Raw genomic sequence first — 18864 nt, 5'->3', positions numbered from 1 at the left:
GCGCGCCGGCCCCGGCACGAGGTGTGCCGGGGCGGGGCTTCACGACAGCGTGGAGCAGGGCGCTCCGTGCGCTCCTACTTCTCCAGGCAGAACTCGTTGATCGGGTAACCCACATGACGGTCGGCCGTCGGCAGGTGACCCAGGATGCGGTCGCCCGGCTTGAGTTCGGTGCTGTTGAGCACCGAGGCGCCGGGGCCGAGGACCCGCACGTGCCAGTCGTCCTGGAGGATCAGGTTGACCGTCTGACCGCTGGGCGCGACCGCGTCGATGGAGATCAGCGGACGCGTCTCGATCTTCACCCGGCCGACGCTGACCGGCCGCGTACGGCCGTCGACGTCGACCGCCAGGACGGAACTGCCGGCGTGCAGCTCGCTCAGGTAGTGGGTGCGGCCGTTCTGCCCCACGGTGTACGAGTGCAGGGCACCCGCGTTGACGCGGAACGGACGGGTCGGCATGTACGGCAGCGGGTGGGTCTCGCTGACGCACAGGACCATGCCCTTGGAGTGGGAGCCCACCAGGATGCCCTCGTCCTTGCGGAAGTGGGTCGTGGTGTCGACACAGGCACGCTCGCCCATGCCGATGTGCGTGGTCGCCGTGACCTCCAGTTCGACCAGCGAGATCTCCCCGCCGTGCGCGGTCGCCGCGGTCCGCAGGGCCGTCGCGTCGCCGACCGTACGGCCCCGCATCAGGACCCCGTCCGAGCCGTGCTCCAGGACGCCGTACAGGATCTCGGCCTCCTCGGTGTCGGCGGCCGTCGTCACGATCGAACCGGGCGCGCCCGACGCGGCCGCGATGACGATCTCCAGCGGGATCTTCGTCGGGTCGCGGAAGTCGAGGACGCTCCACGCCTCCAGACGCGCCGCCAGGCAGGCGTCCTCCAGGGTGTCGGCGTCGACGATCTCCACGTACCGCCCGAACTGCACGTCCGGGTGGGCCGCTTCGAGCTCGGCGCGGGCGTCCCGCGGACCGGGGACGATCACGACGTCGACCCCGCCGAGGTCGGCGGGCACGGTCGCGGCGCCGTCCTCGAAGAGCAGGACCTTGCGCACGGTGGGCGGCAGACCGGCGAAGACGGCCGGGTCGGTGGCGACGATGCCGTCGATCTTCTGGTGCACGGCCTCCTCGAGGACGGCGGCGGTGGCGGCGCCGGCCTCGCGGATGTCAAGCCAGCACAGTTTGGCGTCCGTCATGATGCGGACCTCCTGTCAGGTTGTCGAGAGACGAGTTGTCGAGCGTCGGGTCGTCGAGCTGGGTGTCGTGGTGCGGGTCGTCGAGCGGTGTGCCGTCGAGGTGGTCGGGGGTGAGGCGTTCGCTGTGAAGCCGCTCCCGGCCGCCCGGCTCGCCGAACGGGACGGTGGTGAAGTGCTGTTCGGGGAAGTGGTGCACGATCCGTGCGACCTTGGCCGCCAGCGCGCGCGGGTCCTTGGCCTGGAAGATGTTGCGGCCCATGGCCACCCCGCCCGCCCCTCCGGCGATGGCGTCCCTGACGTACGCGAGGACGTCCTCCTCCTTCTCCAGGGCGGGTCCGCCGGCCACGAGCACCGGCACCGGGCAGGCCGCGGTCAGGTCGAGCATCTCCGCGGTGGATCCGAGGAAGACGGTCTTGACCAGGTCCGCGCCCAGGTCCGCGGCGATCGTCACGGCGTGCGCGACGACCGCCGGGTCCCGGGGGTCGCTGATCCGCGGCCCGCGCGGGTACACCATCGCGAGCAGCGGCAGGTTCCAGCGGTCGCAGGCGTCGGCGATCCGGCCGAGGTCGCCGATCTGCTGCCGCTCGTCGTCGGAGCCGAGGTTGACGTGGACGCTGACCGCGTCCGCGCCGAGGCGCAGGGCCTCCTCGACGCCGGCGACGACGTACTTGGCGTTGGGGTCGAGCGCCTGGCTGGTGCTCGCGTTGAGGTGGATGATCAGCGACATCGCGGCGAACCGCTCCGGGCTGATGTGCCGGACGCTGCCCTTGTGCACGACGACGGCGTCGGCGCCGCCGGCCGCGATCCGGGCGGCGAGCTGGTCGAGCGTGGTGCCCTTCGGCACCACGGGACCGTCGTGGATCGAATGGTCGAGAGGGGTGATCATCAGGCCGGCCGTGCTGTGGCGGTAGAGCCGCCGTAGCCGCAGCGACCGGGCGAAGTGGCCGAAACCGGTCATGGAACGCCCTTTCTGGTTCGCGAGGAGGCGTGATCGGGCTGGTGACCCGCGCCGCTCACGCGGACGGGGTCGGCCCGCGCGGTGGCTCCGCGCGGGGAGCTGAGGGCCGGCCCGTCGAACCGCGGCCCGCCGGCGCGCGGGGCACCGGCGCCGGAGAGAGCGGCGCCGACCGGGGAGGCGGAGCCCGGCGGCGAGACCGGGGCGGCGGGGTCCGGCGGCGACACCGAGGCGGTGGGGTCCGGCGGCGAGACGGAGCGCAGATAGGCGCGGTCCGGTTTGCCCGAGGGCGTGAGCGGCAGCCGCGGCCAGACCGAGACGCGTACCGGAGTGTGCTCCGGAGTCAGCGCCGCGGCCACATAGCCCCGCAGGTCGCAGGAGGTGTGCCCGGCGCCCGAGTACAGCTCGACGGCCGCGTGCACCTGCTCCACCCAGTCGCGGTCCCGCACCCCGAACACCGTGGCCTGACGCACCTGCGGATGACGCATCAGCGCCTCCTCGATGGCCGCCGGATCCAGCTTGAGCCCGCCGTGCTTGATCACGTCGCCCACCCGGCCGTCGAGCCGGAGGTAGCCGTACCGGTCCCAGTGCCCGAGGTCTCCGGTGCACAGCCAGCCGTCGCGGAAGACGGTCCCGGTGCGTTCCTCGTCGCCGAGGTAGCCGGCCGTGACGGTCGGCGAGCTGATCCAGATCTCGCCCGACACCCCCCGCTCCACCTGCGGGCCGCCGCCGGGGCCGCGGATCTCCACCCGCACCCAGGGGAACGGGCGGCCCGCCGAGCCCAGCAGCTCCGGCTCGCGGTGGTCCAGCGGGTTGAGGCTGCTGATGCCGCCCGCCTCCGTCGTCCCGTACACCTGGATGAGCACGTCGCCGAAGAGCTCGACGGCCCGTGCCACCCGCGCCGGGGCCGCCGGGGTGCCGCTGTAGGTGATGCGGCGCAGCGACGACAGGTCGGTGAGCGGGGCGGCCGGGTGGTCCAGGAGTCGGTAGAGGTGCGGGACGGCGAGATAGACGTCGGTCACGCCGTGCCGCTCGAAGGCGTCGAGGACGTCGCCCGCGTCGAACTCGTCGTGCAGTACGACCCGTCCGCCGCTCGCGAGCACCGCGTCGGCCATCGGCGCGGTCGTGTGGCTGATCGGCGTGACGGACAGCAGCGTCGCGGGTCCCCGGGGATCGAGGCCATGGGCGAGACGGCTGACGAGCTCCTCACGCGTGTCGTACCGCTGGGCGACCATCTTCGGCCGTCCGGTGCTCCCGCTGGTGAACTCTACGGTCGCGAGGTCGTCCGGGCGCGGCTCGGGGAGCCGGGCCGGCAGCGGTTCCCCGGCCCCGCCCGCCGCCGTCCAGGGGACGGTCAGCGCGGTCACGGACGGGACGCGGCGGGTGAGCCATTCGCCGCGCTCGGCGCTCTCGTCGTCGACGAGCAGCACCGACACCCTTAGGTCCTCCAGGAGTCGGGCCTGGGTGGCGACCGAGAAGGTCTCCGTGTCGGTACGCGGATTCATCGACCGTACGTACACGGAGGTGGCGCCCAGGAGATGGACGGCGTACCGGGCGCCGAGCATCAACGGCCGGTTGGGGCCGGTGAGTACGGCGACGGTGTCGCCGGGTCGGACGCCGCGGGAGTGCAGCAGGGCCGTGGTGGCCCGCACCGAGCCGGCGAGCCGGCCGGCGGTGACGGCCTCGTCGGCGCGGTGGATCACCACGCGCCCCGGGTCCTTTCCGAGGGCGTCGAGAATGCGGCGTACGTACATGGTTCCTCCTTTCCTGAATGAGAAGTCCAGAGCTGCGGAAGGATGCGGCGACATTCAGGAGATGCGCATCTGCGCCATCATTCCCATGGCGCTGTGGTCGATCATGTGGCAGTGATAGGGAAAGACCCCGCGGTGGGTGTCGAAGGTCAGTTGGAGTTTCGCGGTCTGCCCCGGGAAGAGGAGGACGGTGTCCTTGAGGCCGGCCTCCGCCGGATAGACCGGCATTCCGTCCCGTTCGAGAATCCGGAACTGCACCAGGTGGGTGTGGAAGTTGTGCGGAACGGTCGTGCTGGTGTTCTTGACCGTCCACACCTCGGTGGAGCCCCACGTGATCTCCGTGTCGATCCGGTCGTGGTCGAAGGTCTTCTCGTTGATGTACGCGAGGTGGCCCGTGCCCGGCTCGTCCATCCGCAGCTCGAAGGTCCGCTCCACGGTCGGGGTGGGCAGCGGCGGCAGGGTGGTGAGGACGTCCGGCACCCGGCTGGTGTCGGCCACCTTCTCCTCGACGTCGAAGCGCATGATCTGCCCGACGAGCTCGGTCGGCCCCGGGCCCAGCATGTTCGCCAGGGTGACCTGGGTGCCGGGCGCGTACCGCGAGAAGTCGATGACGAAGTCGGCGCGCTCACCGGGGGAGAGGACGACCACCGGCGAGGGTGCCGGTGCCGGCAGCAGCCCGCCGTCCGAGCCGACGTGGATGATGGGGCTCCCGTCGGAGAGCGCCATCACGAAGATCCGCAGGTTGCAGGAGTTGACCATCCGGAAGCGGTACTTGCGGGCCTTCACCTTCATGTACGGCCACGGGGCCCCGTTGACCAGGATGGTCGTCCGGTTGAGCGCGTCGTCCATCGTGTAGACCAGCTGCCCCGCCGCGTCGAAGTGCGCGTCCCGCAGGATCAGCGGCACCTCGTACGGCCCCGAGGGCAGTCCCAGCGCGTCCTCGGCCTCGTCGCCGAGGAGATAGAGCCCGGAGAGGCCCCGGTAGACGTGCTCGGACTCCAGGTGGTGGGCGTGGTCGTGCGTCCACAGCGTGGCGCCCACCTGGCGGTTGGCGTACGTGTACGTCTTCGACCTGCCCGGCTGGATCAGGTCCATCATCCCGCCGTCCTGGTCCTGCGGGTTGGCCCCGCCGTGGAGATGGACCGAGGTCGGTGCGGAGAGCGCGTTGATCTGCTTCACGACGGCGGTGCGTCCGCTGCGGGCCCGGATGGTGGGGCCGGGGAAGGTGCCGTTGTACGTGAGGACCTCGGTCCGCAGGCCGGGCAGGATCTCGACCCGCGCCCTGCGCATGGTGACCGCGTAGTAGTCGGCCGACCGGGTCCGCCGGTACGGGGCGAGGACCCGCGGCCTCGGCAGGGGCACGGTGAACGGGGTGACCACGGGCGGGCCGGCGGGCGGCTCGGCGGCCACCGCCGGCGTACCGGAGGTGAGGCTCTGGAACACCCCGCCGGCCGCGCCGACAGCGCCGACGGCACCGGCGGTGAGTCCGAGTCGTATCGCGTTGCGGCGAGAGAACACAGCGGATTCCTAACGTGACGGTTTTTCCGGGAGCGGTGGTGAATTCGCTCTCCGAGCATGGGCGCGAACGGCCGGAACTCCGAGCGGGTTCGCGCCGGTTCTTGCATGTGTCACGCGATCGATGACCTCGGTCATTCCCGCCGGTGGGTAAGGGAATCGGGCGATCCGGAATGACGGGAGTCACGCATCGGCCGGGAGTTGTCACCTCTTCCGGCGCACTCGCAGCTGCGGCGTGTTCCCCGCGCGAGAGTGTTGCCCGGCGTCTGCCCTGCGTACGGCGCCTTTCCGTCCGCCGGCCCCGGGGCCCGCACGGCCCCGGCGCCGGACCGTCATCCTCGCGCCCACGGAGGCACCGTGCAGACCACCCAGGCACCCTCGGACACCGGTCCGCGCCCACTCGAACCCGCCCACGCCGTACCGGCGTTCACGGGAGGTGTGCGCGTCCACTTCGCACCCGACGGCGACGTCGCCACCCTCGCCGGGCCCGCCACCTCCCTCGCCCTCCGCCCCGTCCGCGACGGCGTCCGGACCGCCCTTGAGCGGCTCGCCGAAGGGCCTCTGCCCGCCGAGGAGCTGTACGAGGGACTGCGCCCCGCCGAGCGGGTCCAGTTCGACCGGGTCCTCGACCGCGCCCGGCACCTGGTGGCCCACGCCGTACTCGCCCGGGGCGGCGACGGGGAGGGCGGGAGCCGGGAGTTGCTCCGCCTGGAGCCGGTGGCCCGTGACGCCGCCCACCTGCCGGTCCTCGTCCCCGCCGACGCGACCGTCCGGCTCTCCCGCTTCGCCTTCTGCCGTACCCGCGAGGGCGCCCTGGTCCTGGAGTCGCCGCTGGTGAAGTTCCGGGCGGTGCTCACCGACCCCGCCGTCCGGACCCTGGCCGCCGCGCTCGGCGAGCCGGGCACCCCCGCCCGCCTCGGCGCGGACGCCGGTCTCGACGCGGCGGGAACCGCCGATGTCCTCGGTCATCTCGTCGGCGCCGGATTCGCCGAACTCGCCGACTCCGACGGGGACTTCGCCTCGGACGCCGAACCCGTCCTGCGTCAGTGGGACTTCCACGACCTCCTCTTCCACTCGCGCGTCCGCTCCGGCCGGTACGACGACGTGTTCGGCGCCGTCTACCCCCACCGCGGCGCCATCGAGCCCCGGCCGGCCGTACGCCCGGTCCCCGACGGCCCCTCCGTACCCCTCCACCGGCCGACCCGGGAGGAGATCGCGGCGCACGACCCCTCCCTCACCACGGCGATCGAGACCCGGCGCTCCATCCGGGGCTACGGCGAGCAGGAGATGACCGCGCGGCAGCTCGGCGAGTTCCTCTACCGCGCGGCCCGGGTCCGCGCCCACTACACGCCGGAGCCCGGCAGCGACCGCGACGAGGTCGTCTCGCGCCCCTACCCCAGCGGCGGCCAGGGCTACGAGCTGGAGCTGTACGTCACCGTGCGGCGCTGCGAGGGCCTGGCGCCCGGCATCTACTACTACGACCCCGTCGGCCACACGCTCGTCCTGCGGAACGCGGAGGAGGCCGACCGCGAGTCCCTCTTCCACGTGGCCTCCCGAGCCACCGGCATGGAGGCGCGCCCCGACGTCCTCGTCACCGTCACGGCCCGCTTCCAGCGCATGTCGTGGAAGTACCGGGCCATCGCCTACGCGACCACGCTCCGGCACACCGGCGTGCTCTACCAGACGATGTACCTGGTCGCGACGGCCCTCGGTCTGGCCCCGTGCGCCCTGGGCAACGGGGACGCCGACATGTCCGCGCGGGTCCTGGGGCTGGACTACCTCCAGGAGTCCTCGGTGGGCGACTTCCTCCTCGGCAGCCGGCGTTCCGACGACTCCGTCGCAGGTGAGCCGGGGGAGGGCTGGCGCATGCTCAACAGCCCCGAGTGGTCGCTTCCGGGGAATCCCTGAGCCTTTCCGGCATGACGTCGGTTATTCCGGGCGTGATAAACGTCAGGTGGTGTTCGGAAAGGCTGGTGCAGCAGGTGGCCGGTCAGCATTATTGGTGTTGCAGCCGAACGGTTGCCGAGAAGAATTCGGAAAGGAATTCAGAATGAGCATCGACGACATCAAGCAGGGCCAGGACGCGGACAAGGCGTTCGAGAACTTCGACGTCGACGAGCTGGAGACCCTTGAGGTCGCCCAGGGCGTGGCCCTCCCGGAGATGGGTGCCTCCAGCGGCTCGATCGGCACCTCGTCCTCCTCGTCCTCCACCTGCTCCGCCTGCTGAACATCCCCCAACCGAAACGCTGAAAGGAAACACACCATGAGCATCGACGACATCAAGAACGGCGACGACGCGGCCTTCGACAACTTCGACGTCGCGGAGCTGGAGACCCTCGAGGTCGCCCAGGGCGTGGCCCTCCCGGAGATGGGTGCCTCCAGCGGCTCGATCGGCACCTCGTCGTCGTCCTCCTCCACCTGCTCGGCCTGCTGACCGAGTAACCGAGGCTGAACGCACGACGCACGAAGGATGCGACCGCCCGGCCCAGGCCGGGTGGCGCATCCTCGCGTGCGTTACGGGTCTTTCCGGGCTCGATGCGTCAGCCGCGCAGGGCGACGTGGAAGGACGAGGCCCAGAGCACGATCGCCGCGCCCAGGCCCACCACCGTGCGGATCGTTTCCGCAGTGGTGCCGGCCGCCAGGACGGCGAGCCCCACCAGCGCGACCGCCGTCAGGAAGATCGCGGTCCACTTGTACTGCCCCTGGTCGAAGAGGCGGGCGAGCGGGAAGAAGTGCAGCCCCACGACCAGGCAGATCCCGACCGGGATGAACTCCGGGTGGCCCGAGGCGTTCGAGGCGGCGATCACCGCGAAGATCGCCACCAGCTCGGCCATGTTGACCAGGCCGACCCCCCGGTTCCACTTCTCCGGCAGACGGACGAGACGGGTCACCGGACCCGCGGTTCCCCGGAAGGCGAGCACCACCGCGCCGGCGGTCACGACGGCCGCGACGACACCGACCGCGACGGACACCGGCACCGCCGCTATCCCCGAACCGCCGGCGAAGGCCCATACGAGGGCGAAGACGGCGAGGACGATCGCGCCGCGACGGCGCAGATTACGCGTGAGTGCCAGGCACTCGGCGTCGGTGGTTTCCGTAGTCATGGCGCGGACCCTACAACGATCAACGGCGATGATCCGACCGGGCTGTCTATTTTCAGCCAGTCCGACTTGATCGGTATCGAACGAAGCCGTGGCCCGAGCGTCACGGAAAGGGTGACACATGTCAGCGCGGACCCCTTTCCCCTACCGCGCCACAATTTGCCGCCACATGATTACGGCCGGAAGTACAAGAAAGCCAAGGACGTTGTTCTCGAATTCTCGGAAGGTGCGAAAGCATGGGGGTTGATGCGCTGGAGCGCACTGCCGTGAAGCCGGATTCCGACGGCCTGACGGGAGTGCGGCTGCACACACGGATGCCGGTCACACCGGCCTGGCTCGCCCGGTACGTCGTACCGGTCGCCCGCGCGCTGAACGAGGCGGGCGCTCCCGCCGTCCAGCTGCGCCGCGGATGGCTCCACGGGCCGCACGTCGACATCCTCGCCCGCGACGCCACCGGCGTCCCGGGCGGCGGCCCCGACTGGGAGGGCGTCGCGCGGGGCCTGGACGCCGGCCCGCTCGACCCGCCCCGGGCCCTCACCGAGGAGACCTACCTCGACCAGGCCCGCGAGTTCGGCCGCCTGGAGGCCGTCCAGCCGCCGTACCTGCCGCTGCGCGAGCACGGCGCCGTCGAGCGGATCGAGCCCGGCGGGCGGCCCGGCGCCGCCTCCCGCGACCCGCGCCTCGACCGCTTCCGCACCGTCGTGCACGGAGCCCTGACACCCGCGCTCCTGCGGACGATCGACGACCTCGCCGGCGAGCCCGGCTCCGGCACCCTCCGGCTCGCCGAGGCCTTCGTCGCACTCGCCGACACCCACACCCTCGGCCTCGGGTACGGGGTCTTCTCGCCCCGCTCCCACGTCGAGGCCTTCCTCGCCTGGGCCGCACCCACCAAGGACGTACGCCCCGTCTTCCGGCAGCGCCTCGCCAAGGACGCGCCCGTCCTGCGCCGGGTCGTCGAGCAGCGACTGAGCGGCGAGGTCTCCGCGACCGCCGCCGCCTGGCGCACCGGACTCGCCTACGGCGCCGGGGCCCTGGAGAGCGCGGTCGCCGCCGGCACCCTCACCCTCGACCTCCTCGACGGCGCCACCGCCGGACTCGACCGCTCGGAGATGGGCCCGCCCGGAGCCACCACCGTCGTCCCGCAGGGCGAGCAGCCCGACAGCGACTTCCACCGGACCGTCGGCGAGGCCGGCGTGACCTCGGCCCCGTCCCCCTGGTTCGCCTCCTTCCGCCTCCTGACGAACCTCTTCTATGAGCAGCTGCCGCTGCTCACCGTCTCCCCGATGCAGCGCTACTACACCTGCTTCGCCGTCGCCGAGACGGTCGACGAGGTCCTCGGCGTCTCCTGGCGCGAGCGCATCGCCGCCCGACTGCCGGACTCCGCCGCCGCCGGGGAGCCCGGTCCGGCCGCCGCCGGAGACACGAGTGCCGCCGCCCCCGCCCCGAGCGCCGCTCCGGGCACCGCCCCCGAGGGAGCCCTTCGATGACCGCCCCCGTGATCGGCAACCCGACGGACCTGCTCGGGGTCGTACCGCCCGAGCCGGTGACCGTACCGACGCCCGCGGGCGTACCCGCGCCGGCCCCCGAGCCCCTCTGGTTCCTGCGGGTCAACCCGCTGCGCCGGGCCCGGCTCGCCGACGCCGAACTGCGCCGGCAGCTCGTCCTGGTCACCGCCGCCGAGCAGACCCTCGCCGAAGCCTCCGCCGCCGCCTCCGACGAGCTGTACGAGCGGATCGGCGCCGCGACCGACGACGCCGAACGGCGTGAACTGATCGCCCTGCGCCGCTCCGTGAACAGCGGCAAGGCCCCGAAGAAGGCGCCGGAGCCCGCCACCCCCGTGATCGACGCCTGGCTCGAAGCCCGCCAGGAGCGCGAGCGGATCCGCGAGGAGCTCGTCGCCGGCTACCCCGACGCGGCCGAACGCGAGCGCGGCGTCCTCGCCGAACTCCTCGGCGACCCCGACCTGTTGCGCTCCCTCGCCCTCGTCGCACCCGAGGTCCACCAGGAGGCCGAGCGCTACCGCGCCGCCGTCCGGGCCCCCGGCAGGGTCCCCTCCAAGTCCCGCAAGTCCGAGCGCGGACTCATCCAGTACGTCACCCGCGCCATGGTCCGTACGAGCCCCCTCGCCCGGTTCACGGCCGTCGGCATCGCCGAGCCCGACCCGTCCGCCCCCGGCCCCGACGAGGCGGGATTCGGAGGCGCGACCGCCTTCCCCGGCCTCGACCGCGTGATGCTCAACTACGTGCTCGGCGGACTGCCCGACCCCGCCGACCGGGCGATCGAGGACATGTGGATCGGCCTTCCGCCGACCTCCGCGCCCGACCCCGCCGCCGGGAAGCTGTTCTTCCTGAAGCCCGCCCCCGAGGGGATGCGCCGCGCCGCCGTCTCCCTCGACGGCCCCGCCGGAGACCTCCTCGACGCGGTGGGCATGGGCCCCCGCCCCTTCCCGTCCGTCGTCGCCCATGTCGCCGAGCGCTCCGGCATCGCCGCCGAGGACGCCGAGCAGAAGGTCCGCGGCGCCGTCGCCCAGGGCCTCCTCTGCACCTTCCACGAGGCGGAGGACGGCTCCACCGACTACGACGTGCTGCTCACCCCCGACGACCCGCGCCCGGCGACCGAGCGGCTCACCGACCGCGTCAAGGCGGGCATGCCCGCCTTCACCGCCGCACCCGCCGCAGAACGCGGCGCCGCCCTCGCCGAGTTGCGCGGCGCCCTCGGCGAGCTCAGCCACGCCGCCGGCCGCCCCGCGCACGTCACGGTCGAGGAGGACTACGTGATGCCGCCGCTCAAGGTGGCCACGGAACCCTGGAAGGAGTCCCTGAAGGACCTCGGCCCGGCCGTCGAACTCCTCACCGTCTTCGACTGGCTGCACGACGTGCGCGTCCTCATGACCGCCGCGTTCGTCGAGCGCTTCGGCCCGGGGGCGAACGTCCCCCTCGCCGCCAACGCCCCCTTCGTCGTCGGCGAGGTCTCCCGCCGCGCCGCCGCCATGGCCGCCGTGTACGGCCCCGACGGCCCCGGCGACCCGACCGCGCTCAAGGGCATCGGCCCCGCCGACGGCTCCCTGGAGCGCATCTACGAACTCCGCCGCGAGGTCACCGAGGCCCTCCACACCCTCATCGGCCAGGCCGTCGAGCGCGGCGACGACACCCTCCGCATCAGCCCGGAGCAGGTCGCCGGCCTCACCGGCGACCTGCCGGAACGCTTCCGCCGCGACCCGCTGATCTACGGCATCCTGCTCCAGCGCGGCGACGGCCACCTCGTCCTCAACGACGGCCTGCCGGGCCACGGCATGCTCTACGCCCGCTTCCTGGAGGCCGACAAGCGGCTGGGCGGCCGCGCCCTGCCCCGCCTCGCCGACCACGTACGCCGCGTGTACGGGTACGACGGCGCCCGCGTCACCGAGGACCTGGGCCTGCACCGCCTCAACGTCAACGCCCACACGCCGATCCTCCCCGGCGGCCTCACCCCCGACGACTGGTTCGGACTGCGGCTCGCCCACGACCCCGAGACCGACTCCCTGCGCGTCGAGGACGCCGAAGGCGCCCCCCTGCGGGTCCTGCCGCTCGGCACCGGCCACCCCGGCCTCTTCCCGCCGCCGCTCTCGGTCGCCTCCGGGCTCGCCATCAGCGGCCGCCTCTTCAACGCCCTCCCCAACAGCTGGCACGCCGCCACCCCCTGGGACCGGGCGACCACCCGCACCGCACCCCGGATGGCCGTCGGCGACGTCCTCATCGGCCGCCGCCGCTGGTACGGAGGAGAGGAGCTCGGTACGGCCCTGGCCGCCGGGCCCGAGGAGCACGAGCGGCTCCTCGCCCTCAACGCCTGGCGCGCCAAGTACGGCGTCCCCGAGGAGGTCGTCGTCAAGACCGTCCCCGAGGACGAGGGCCCGCTCTCCGTCGGCGCCCCCGACATCCAGTCCAAGCGCCTCCAGCAGAAGCCCCAGTACGTGGACCTCAGCAGCGCGCTCGGCGCCCGTGTCCTGCCCCGGATGCTGGAGCGCCGCGGCGCCGACACCGGCGGCAGCTACCTGGAGGAGGCGCTGCCCGGCGTCGTCGACGGCACCCACGCCACCGAGTGGGTCGTCGAGGTCGGCCGGACCGCCGGCGGCCGCTTCACCTACCACCCGACGACCGAGGCGGAGGAGCGATGACGATGCCCGGAGAAGCGCTCAGGACCCGCCCCGACCTCCACTACGCGCCGGTGTCCGGCGGGGTCTACTTCAGCGGCGCCCGCGGGCAGTTCGTGGTGCGGGGCTCCGAGGTCCTGCACGCCGTCGCCCAGGGCTGCGTCCCGCTGCTTGAGGGCGGCACCGACGAGGACGCGCTCGTCGCCGAGATCGGCACCGAACGCGCCCGCCCCGCCGTCCGCCTCCTCGTCGACAAGCTCCGCGAGAACGGACTGCTCCTCGACCCCGCCGCGCACACCGCGCCCGAGCCGCCCGCCGACGTACGGCAACGGCACGCCGAGTCCCTCGCCCGCCTCGAAGGCCTCCTCGACGACCCGTACGGGGCCTTCGCCCGGCTCCGCGCCGCGACCGTCCTCGTCAAGGGACCGGCGACCGCGACCGGACCCGCCGTGCGGGGGCTGCGCAGGGCCGGGGTCGGCACGGTCCTCACCGACGGCGAGGACCCGACCGTCGCCCCGGACGCGGTCCTCGACATCCGCGAGGACGACGGGACTCCTCCCCTCACAGCGGCCCTCGTCGTCCCCGTCCTCCTCGGCGGCACCGGCGTCACCCTCGTCGGACCCGCCCTCACCGGAGCCGGACACCCGGCCGTCCGGGCCGCGTTCCGCGACCGGGCCCGCGCCTGGGCCGCCGCCGAGGCCACCGCGCCCGCGCCCCGCCCCATGGCGGACGCGCTCGCCGGCGCCCTCGGGGCCCAGCTCCTCATCGACACCCTGACCGGCACCGCGGACACGGGCGAGGCCCATGTCGTGCACGGGACGGACCTGGTCTCCGACCGGGTCACCGTCGGGGGAGCCCACCAGGCGGCCGCGACCGGCCGACCGGGCTCCCTCCCCGAGCACGGCGATCGGGTGTCCACCCTCGCCGCCGCCCCCGCCGACCCCCGTCCCGAGCCCGACGAGGCACGCGAGACCGCGACCCTGCTCGCCGCGCGCTGGACCGGACCGCTCGCCCTCACCGAGGGCGCCGACCTGCCCCAGATGCCGCTCGCCCTGCGCGCCGCCGAGCTCCGCGCCGCCGGCCGCCCCACGACCACGGTCCTCGCCTGGGCCGCCCATCAGGAGACCGCCACCGTGGCGGCCACCCTGCAGGCCCTGCGGGCCCTCATCCCCGGGGCGACCACCCCGGCGGCCGGTCCGCACGCCCACATCCCCGGGGCTCCCACCCCGGCGGCCGGGCTCACGAGGGAACACTGGCTCCTCGACGGCGCGCTGCGCCTGCTCGCCGAGGAGACGGCACCCCTTCCGGCGAAGACCGCCACCCCGCACGTGCCGCCCGCGGCCCTCCCGGCGGGCGCCCCCGCCGTGGCCGCGGGCGGCGGGGCGTGCGAGGACCTCGACCCGGAGGGCCTGCGGATCCTCGCCGCCCTCCGCGGTCTCCTTCCCTCCGAGCCCCACGTGCGGTTCCACCACGCCCCCGGACTCGACTGGCGCCTCGCCGAGGTGACCGCCGGGGGCACCACCCTCGGACGCGCCTGGGGCGCCGACGCGGCGGAGGCCGCCCACGACGCCCTGTGCACCGCGCTCGCCCACACCCAGACCACGGGCGAGCCCGGCACCGTCGACCCGCTCTCCACCGACGCCCTGCTCTTCGCCGACCGCGCCGCCCTGGACGCCCTCCGCGCCCAGCTGACCGCCCGCGCGGACACCACGTACCGGGGCGAGGCCGTCCGCCACGACCCGGTGCTCGGCGAGCTTCCCCTCTGGTACGGCCCCGTGGAGGCCCACGATGCCCACTGACACCCTCGCCCCGGCCCTCGTCCCCGCCCTCGCCCTCGGGCCCGGGCTCGACGCCCACCCCGCCGACGAGGCCTGGCGCTCCGCGCTGGACGCCCTCGCGGACGTCCTCCCCGAAGGCACCGTCGCGGTCGACCGCGGCTGGCACCTCGACTGGGAGCGGGCGCGGTTCGACGAGGCCGTCGCCGCCGGCCGGGCTCATCTCTCCGTCCGGCTCCAGGGCGACGAGGTCCTCGTCGGCCCGCTCTGGCGGCCCGGCACCGACGCGGGCTGCGCCGGCTGCGCCGAGGTCCGCGACCGCACCGTCCCCGACCACCCGCTCGTCGGCGACCTCCGGTACGCGACCGCCGCCCCCGGGCCGGGCGCGCCGCTCCTCCCCGAACTGCTCCGGGCGACCCTGGAGCACCTGGTGAGGCGGCCGCTCGGGCCCGGCGAACTCTTCTCGGTCTCGCCGCGCGGCCTGCGCCGCCACCGGATCGCCCGCAGCTTCCACTGCCCGCTCTGCGGACCGGCGTACGAGCGGCTCGACGGTACGGAGGCCCCGGCGCCGCTCACCCCGACCGACCGGCCCGCGTTCCCGGCCGACTGCACCCGCACCGCCGCCAGCCGGCTCGTCGAGCGCGGGGTGCTCCAGGACCGCCTGGTCGACGACCGCTTCGGTCCCGTCCGCGCGCTCCTGCGCGAGTCCCGTGCCCCGTTCGCGATGAGCATGGCCGTGGTGCCGGACGCCCCGGCGATGGGCCACGGCCGTGCCCGGACCTTCGCCGAGACCGGACCCGTGGCGATCCTGGAGGCGTACGAGCGCCTCGCGGGCTTCCCGTACGACATCCCCGTCCTCACGAACCGCCCGTACGCCGAGGTCGCGGAGCACGCCGTCGACCCGGCCGGTCTCGGGCAGTACACGGCCGAACAGCTCGCCCACCCGACCAGCAGGGCCACGCCGTTCGACGCGGACACCCCGATGGACTGGGTGTGGGGCCACGACCTCGACGACGGGCGCGCGCTGCTCGTCCCCGCCGACCACGCCTTCTACCAGTACGAGTACAACCACCGTCGGGACCGCAGGGCCGCCCGCGCCGCCGGGACGCCCGGCCGCAAGCACTACTTCTACGAGTCGTCCAGCGGCTGCGCCGTCGGCGCCAACCTCGAAGAGGCCGCCCTGCACTCGCTGTTCGAGCTGGCGGAGCGGGACGCGTTCCTGCTCTCCTGGCACCGGGCCGCACCCCTGCCGACGATCCCGAACTCCTCCCTCACCGACCCCACCAGCCGCGCCATGATCGAGCTGATGGAGTCGCGCGGCTTCGACGTGCACCTCCTGGTCGCCACCCAGGACATCGGCCTGCCGGTCGTCTGGGTGCTCGCCGTCAACCGCCTCGCCCCCTTCCCCGCCACCTTCTCCTCGGCCGGCTCCGGCGCCGACCCGCAGTCCGCGATCCGCGGCGCCCTGCGCGAGGTCGCCCAGCTCGTCACCAACCCCGTCGACTGGACCCGCGAGGACGTCGAGCCGATGGTCGAGGACCCCTGGCTGGTCCAGGAGCTGGAGGACCACGTCCGCTTCTCCTCCCTGCCCGAGACCGCCGCCCGCGCCACCGCCGCTCTCGGCGGGCCCCGGGTCACGCTCGACGAGGCCTTCCCCGACTGGCCCGGCCGGATGGACCGCGGCTCCGGCGGGGACGTGCGCGGAGCCCTGGACTTCGTCCGCGGACTGTTCGCCGGGGCCGGGCTCGACCGGATCGTGCTCGTCGACCAGACCAGCCGCGAACACGCCGACGCCGGCATCCACGTGGCCCGCGCGGTCGTCCCCGGCATCGTCCCGATGTGCTTCGGCCACGCCCAGCAGCGGCTGGCCGGCCTGCCCCGGCTCACCGCCGCCCTGCACGGCACCGGGCAGGAGCACCGGGCGATCCCCCTCGACCCCCACCCGTTCCCGTGACGGCGGCCCCGCCGACCCCGCGCGACGCCGCGACCGCGGTGTCGCCCCGGCGCGGCCCCGTCGACCTGCCGGGACCCGAGGGCGACAACAGCATCGCCCGCGAGCCCCTCTGGTACGCGTACGGCGCAGGGGACGACGCCCCGGAGGCGCCCCCGTGGACCTGGGTGCCGCAACCCCCGCCCGACACGCACGTACCGCCCCCGCCGCCGCGCGGGGGCGGCCCGCGCCGGGCCCTGCCGCTCGGCACCCACGACCGGCTCGCGACCCTCCCGTACCCGGCGCCGCCACCGGGCGCCCGGGGTGCGGCCGAACCGGTCGGGGACCGGCTCGGCCGCGCCCTCGTCACCGCCTTCGGGCCCCAGCGCAGAGAGCCCGAGAACCCCTACAACGACCACCGGCCGTACGCCTCGCCGCGCTGCCTCTTCCCCGTCCACGCCTTCGTGGACGGGGGCGCGGGCATGCCGTGGCGCCTCCTGGAACCGGACCGGCACGCCCTCACCGGCACCCCGGCGGCCCCCGCCCGGAACGTCGTGCTCACCGGCCGGTACACGTCCGTGCCGCCCGCCTACCAGTGGTTCCGAGGCTCGCTCATCGCGATCGAACTCGGCTTCGTGCTGCGGGCGCTGAGCCTCGGGCTCGAACTCTTCGACGTACCGGCGCGGCTCCGGCTGCCGGGGCCGGACGCCCACGCGCTGCTGCCCGCCCTGGGCCTCGACGACGCCTGGGCCTGGTCGCTGCCGTTCGTCGTGGAACTGGACGGGGCACGGACACCGGTCCCGGAAGAGGACTCCGTACCGGGTCCGCCCGCACACCTCACCCGTACCGACCCCGCCCTCGCCGAACTGATCCGCGTCAACCGGGAGCAGACGTACGGCGGCGCCCCCGCCCCGCTCACCACCGCCGTCCCCGCGGGTCTCGGTCCCTCGGCGACCGTGCCGGACTGGGCCGAGCTGCTGTGGCGGCGCCACTCCGGACGCATGCCGCGCGCCCTGCACGGCATGAACGGCCGTCGCCGGAACGTGCCCGCCGAAGCCCTCGACAGCGCCGCCCGCTGGCTCTCCGTACCGCCGCCCGGACCCGAACTCGCCACCGCGTTCGAGGCGCTGAAGGTGACCGCGGTCGTCCGGGGCGTCGAAGGGCGGACCGACGGCGTCCACCGGCTGCGGAACGGCACCGCGCACCTCCTGCGCGCCGACGCGACCGCCCCCGAGCGCCTTGAGGAGCAGTACGGCTACGGCGTCTCGCCCGTCAACGGCTGCGGCATCCGCCACGCCCCGCTCACGGTGTTCCTGTCCGTACGGACCCGGGAGCTCTTCGAGCGCCTCGGGACCGCCGGCTGGGGCGCCGTCCAGCACGCCGCCGGCTGGGCCGCGCACGGACTCTGTCTGTCCGCCGCCGCCTCCGGCCTCTTCGCCCGCCCCGTGCGGGCCTTCAAGGAGATCCCCACCCAGCGCGTCCTCGGCCTGGCCCCCGACGAGATGATCGTCCTGTCCGTGGTCGTGGGAGTACCGCAGGACAACGGCGGCGCGCTGCTCGACCTCAGACTCTGAAGGAGCGTCCCCGTGACCCCGACCCTGTCGTCACCCACCCCGAGGCGGACCGACTGGACCGCCTGGCACCTCCACCTCGGCACGACGGCCCGGTCGGCACACGACCGGGTCGTCACCGATGTCATCGGGCCCACGGTCCGCGAACTCGGCCCCGGCACCCCGTGGTTCTTCATCCGTTACTGGCAGTCCGGCCCCCACCTCCGGCTCCGCGTCGGTGACCTCGACACCGCCGCACGCGCGCGCGTGGAGGCCGCCCTCGCCGAGCGCCTGGCCGTCGCCGGCACACCCGCCCCGGGCGAGGAACCGCTCGACCCCACCGCCTACCGCAGCGGGGCCGAGCGGCTCGCCGCCGCGGGCGAGACCGGCGAGAACACCTCCGTGAAGGCCCTGCTGCCCCCCGGCGTCCACCCGGCCGTCTACGAGCCGGAGTTCGACCGCTACGGCGGCGAGGCGCTCATGCCCGCCGCCGAGTCCCTCTTCACCCTGTCCAGCACCCTCGTCCTCGCCGCCCTGCCCAAGGTGAGCAGCGAGCGGCAGCGGGCCGTGCTCGCCCTGCGCGGCACCCTCGCGGTCGCCGCCGCCCTCGGCGACCCCGCGGAACGCGCGTACTACTACGCCCACGGCCTCGGCGCCTGGCGCGCCTGGGCCGCCGAGGCCGGCCACCCGGCCGAGCTCCTCGACACGATCACCCGGGTCGAGGGGGCGGTGACCCTCGACCCGGGCGCCCACGGCCCCTTCGCCGGCTGGCACACCCGGATCGCCGCCCACGCGGCCGAGATCCGCGAGCAGTCCCCGACCCATCCGGGCATGGTCCTCTTCTCGCACGCGCACATGCTCCACAACCGGCTCGGCCTGAGCCTCCTGGAGGAGCTGCGCACGTACGCGGTCCTGGCCCACGCCTTCCCCGTACCGGCGAACACCCCCGTACCGCAGAACGTCTGACC

At 74.1% G+C, this 18864-nt stretch carries 14 protein-coding genes; 9 read left to right on the top strand and 5 right to left on the bottom strand.

Annotated features, from left to right (window positions below; translation table 11 throughout):
* Positions 1-74: 74 nt before the first annotated feature.
* The 4 genes from OG259_RS13165 to OG259_RS13150 are packed head-to-tail and all read right to left on the bottom strand — an operon-like array spanning position 75 to position 5414.
* Entirely contained in the window at positions 75-1190 is a 1116-nt protein-coding gene (locus OG259_RS13165; RefSeq protein ID WP_328942440.1) for a 3-dehydroquinate synthase II family protein, read from the bottom strand.
* Positions 1162-2148: a 2-amino-3,7-dideoxy-D-threo-hept-6-ulosonate synthase gene (locus tag OG259_RS13160; RefSeq protein ID WP_328942439.1), complete on the bottom strand. Its 987-nt coding sequence runs from the start codon at positions 2146-2148 to the stop codon at positions 1162-1164. The genes OG259_RS13165 and OG259_RS13160 overlap by 29 nt, the downstream gene beginning before the upstream one ends.
* Complete coding sequence (locus OG259_RS13155; RefSeq protein WP_328942438.1) at positions 2145-3899, bottom strand: class I adenylate-forming enzyme family protein; 1755 nt, start codon at positions 3897-3899, stop codon at positions 2145-2147. The genes OG259_RS13160 and OG259_RS13155 overlap by 4 nt, the downstream gene beginning before the upstream one ends.
* Positions 3900-3953: 54 nt before the next feature.
* Complete coding sequence (locus OG259_RS13150) at positions 3954-5414, bottom strand: multicopper oxidase family protein (RefSeq protein WP_328942437.1); 1461 nt, start codon at positions 5412-5414, stop codon at positions 3954-3956.
* A 354-nt stretch (positions 5415-5768) separates the two neighbouring features.
* Here OG259_RS13150 and OG259_RS13145 point away from each other — a divergent pair, with 354 nt between their 5' ends.
* The 3 genes from OG259_RS13145 to OG259_RS13135 all read left to right on the top strand — a co-directional run bounded on the left by OG259_RS13145 (position 5769) and on the right by OG259_RS13135 (position 7845).
* Positions 5769-7319, top strand: a complete 1551-nt coding sequence (locus OG259_RS13145; RefSeq protein ID WP_328942436.1) for a SagB/ThcOx family dehydrogenase — start codon at positions 5769-5771, stop codon at positions 7317-7319.
* Between the two features lie 142 nt (positions 7320-7461).
* Positions 7462-7638 (top strand): thiazolylpeptide-type bacteriocin, encoded by a 177-nt coding sequence (locus OG259_RS13140; RefSeq protein WP_073912617.1) that lies wholly within the window; start codon positions 7462-7464, stop codon positions 7636-7638.
* Positions 7639-7674: 36 nt separating this feature from the next.
* Positions 7675-7845, top strand: coding sequence for a thiazolylpeptide-type bacteriocin (locus OG259_RS13135; RefSeq protein WP_015036315.1), 171 nt, complete (start codon positions 7675-7677; stop codon positions 7843-7845).
* 106 nt (positions 7846-7951) lie between these two features.
* On the opposite strand, the gene OG259_RS13130 is transcribed toward OG259_RS13135, so the two are convergent.
* Complete coding sequence (locus OG259_RS13130; protein ID WP_328942435.1) at positions 7952-8515, bottom strand: DUF7010 family protein; 564 nt, start codon at positions 8513-8515, stop codon at positions 7952-7954.
* 233 nt (positions 8516-8748) lie between these two features.
* Here OG259_RS13130 and OG259_RS13125 point away from each other — a divergent pair, with 233 nt between their 5' ends.
* Genes OG259_RS13125 through OG259_RS13100 form a run of 6 tightly spaced genes read left to right on the top strand, consistent with a single transcriptional unit; the run spans position 8749 to position 18862 of the window.
* The gene (locus tag OG259_RS13125) at positions 8749-9999 is read left to right on the top strand and encodes a hypothetical protein (protein WP_328942434.1); all 1251 of its coding nucleotides are present in this window, start codon (positions 8749-8751) and stop codon (positions 9997-9999) included.
* Positions 9996-12665, top strand: a complete 2670-nt coding sequence (locus OG259_RS13120; protein WP_328942433.1) for a hypothetical protein — start codon at positions 9996-9998, stop codon at positions 12663-12665. The genes OG259_RS13125 and OG259_RS13120 overlap by 4 nt, the downstream gene beginning before the upstream one ends.
* 2 nt (positions 12666-12667) lie before the next feature.
* Entirely contained in the window at positions 12668-14440 is a 1773-nt protein-coding gene (locus OG259_RS13115) for a hypothetical protein (protein WP_328942432.1), read from the top strand.
* A complete protein-coding gene (locus OG259_RS13110; RefSeq protein WP_328942431.1) occupies positions 14430-16370 on the top strand; it encodes a TOMM precursor leader peptide-binding protein in 1941 nt (646 codons plus the stop codon). The genes OG259_RS13115 and OG259_RS13110 overlap by 11 nt, the downstream gene beginning before the upstream one ends.
* Entirely contained in the window at positions 16367-17920 is a 1554-nt protein-coding gene (locus OG259_RS13105; protein WP_328942430.1) for a hypothetical protein, read from the top strand. The genes OG259_RS13110 and OG259_RS13105 overlap by 4 nt, the downstream gene beginning before the upstream one ends.
* A 12-nt stretch (positions 17921-17932) precedes the next feature.
* The gene (locus OG259_RS13100) at positions 17933-18862 is read left to right on the top strand and encodes a thiopeptide-type bacteriocin biosynthesis protein (protein ID WP_328942429.1); all 930 of its coding nucleotides are present in this window, start codon (positions 17933-17935) and stop codon (positions 18860-18862) included.
* Positions 18863-18864: the final 2 nt, after the last annotated feature.

Source organism: Streptomyces sp. NBC_00250 (assembly GCF_036192275.1).
Lineage (GTDB): Bacteria > Actinomycetota > Actinomycetes > Streptomycetales > Streptomycetaceae > Streptomyces.
This window is presented reverse-complemented; position numbering and strand designations above follow the sequence as displayed.

Excerpts from the sequence above, each read along its gene's own strand:
- OG259_RS13165 (WP_328942440.1), bottom strand. The coding sequence starts at position 1,190 with ATGACGGACGCCAAACTGTGCTGGCTTGACATCCGCGAGGCCGGCGCC.
- OG259_RS13160 (WP_328942439.1), bottom strand. The coding sequence starts at position 2,148 with ATGACCGGTTTCGGCCACTTCGCCCGGTCGCTGCGGCTACGGCGGCTC.
- OG259_RS13155 (WP_328942438.1), bottom strand. The coding sequence starts at position 3,899 with ATGTACGTACGCCGCATTCTCGACGCCCTCGGAAAGGACCCGGGGCGC.
- OG259_RS13140 (WP_073912617.1), top strand. The coding sequence starts at position 7,462 with ATGAGCATCGACGACATCAAGCAGGGCCAGGACGCGGACAAGGCGTTC.
- OG259_RS13135 (WP_015036315.1), top strand. The coding sequence starts at position 7,675 with ATGAGCATCGACGACATCAAGAACGGCGACGACGCGGCCTTCGACAAC.
- OG259_RS13130 (WP_328942435.1), bottom strand. The coding sequence starts at position 8,515 with ATGACTACGGAAACCACCGACGCCGAGTGCCTGGCACTCACGCGTAAT.
- OG259_RS13125 (WP_328942434.1), top strand. The coding sequence starts at position 8,749 with ATGGGGGTTGATGCGCTGGAGCGCACTGCCGTGAAGCCGGATTCCGAC.
- OG259_RS13120 (WP_328942433.1), top strand. The coding sequence starts at position 9,996 with ATGACCGCCCCCGTGATCGGCAACCCGACGGACCTGCTCGGGGTCGTA.
- OG259_RS13115 (WP_328942432.1), top strand. The coding sequence starts at position 12,668 with ATGCCCGGAGAAGCGCTCAGGACCCGCCCCGACCTCCACTACGCGCCG.
- OG259_RS13110 (WP_328942431.1), top strand. The coding sequence starts at position 14,430 with ATGCCCACTGACACCCTCGCCCCGGCCCTCGTCCCCGCCCTCGCCCTC.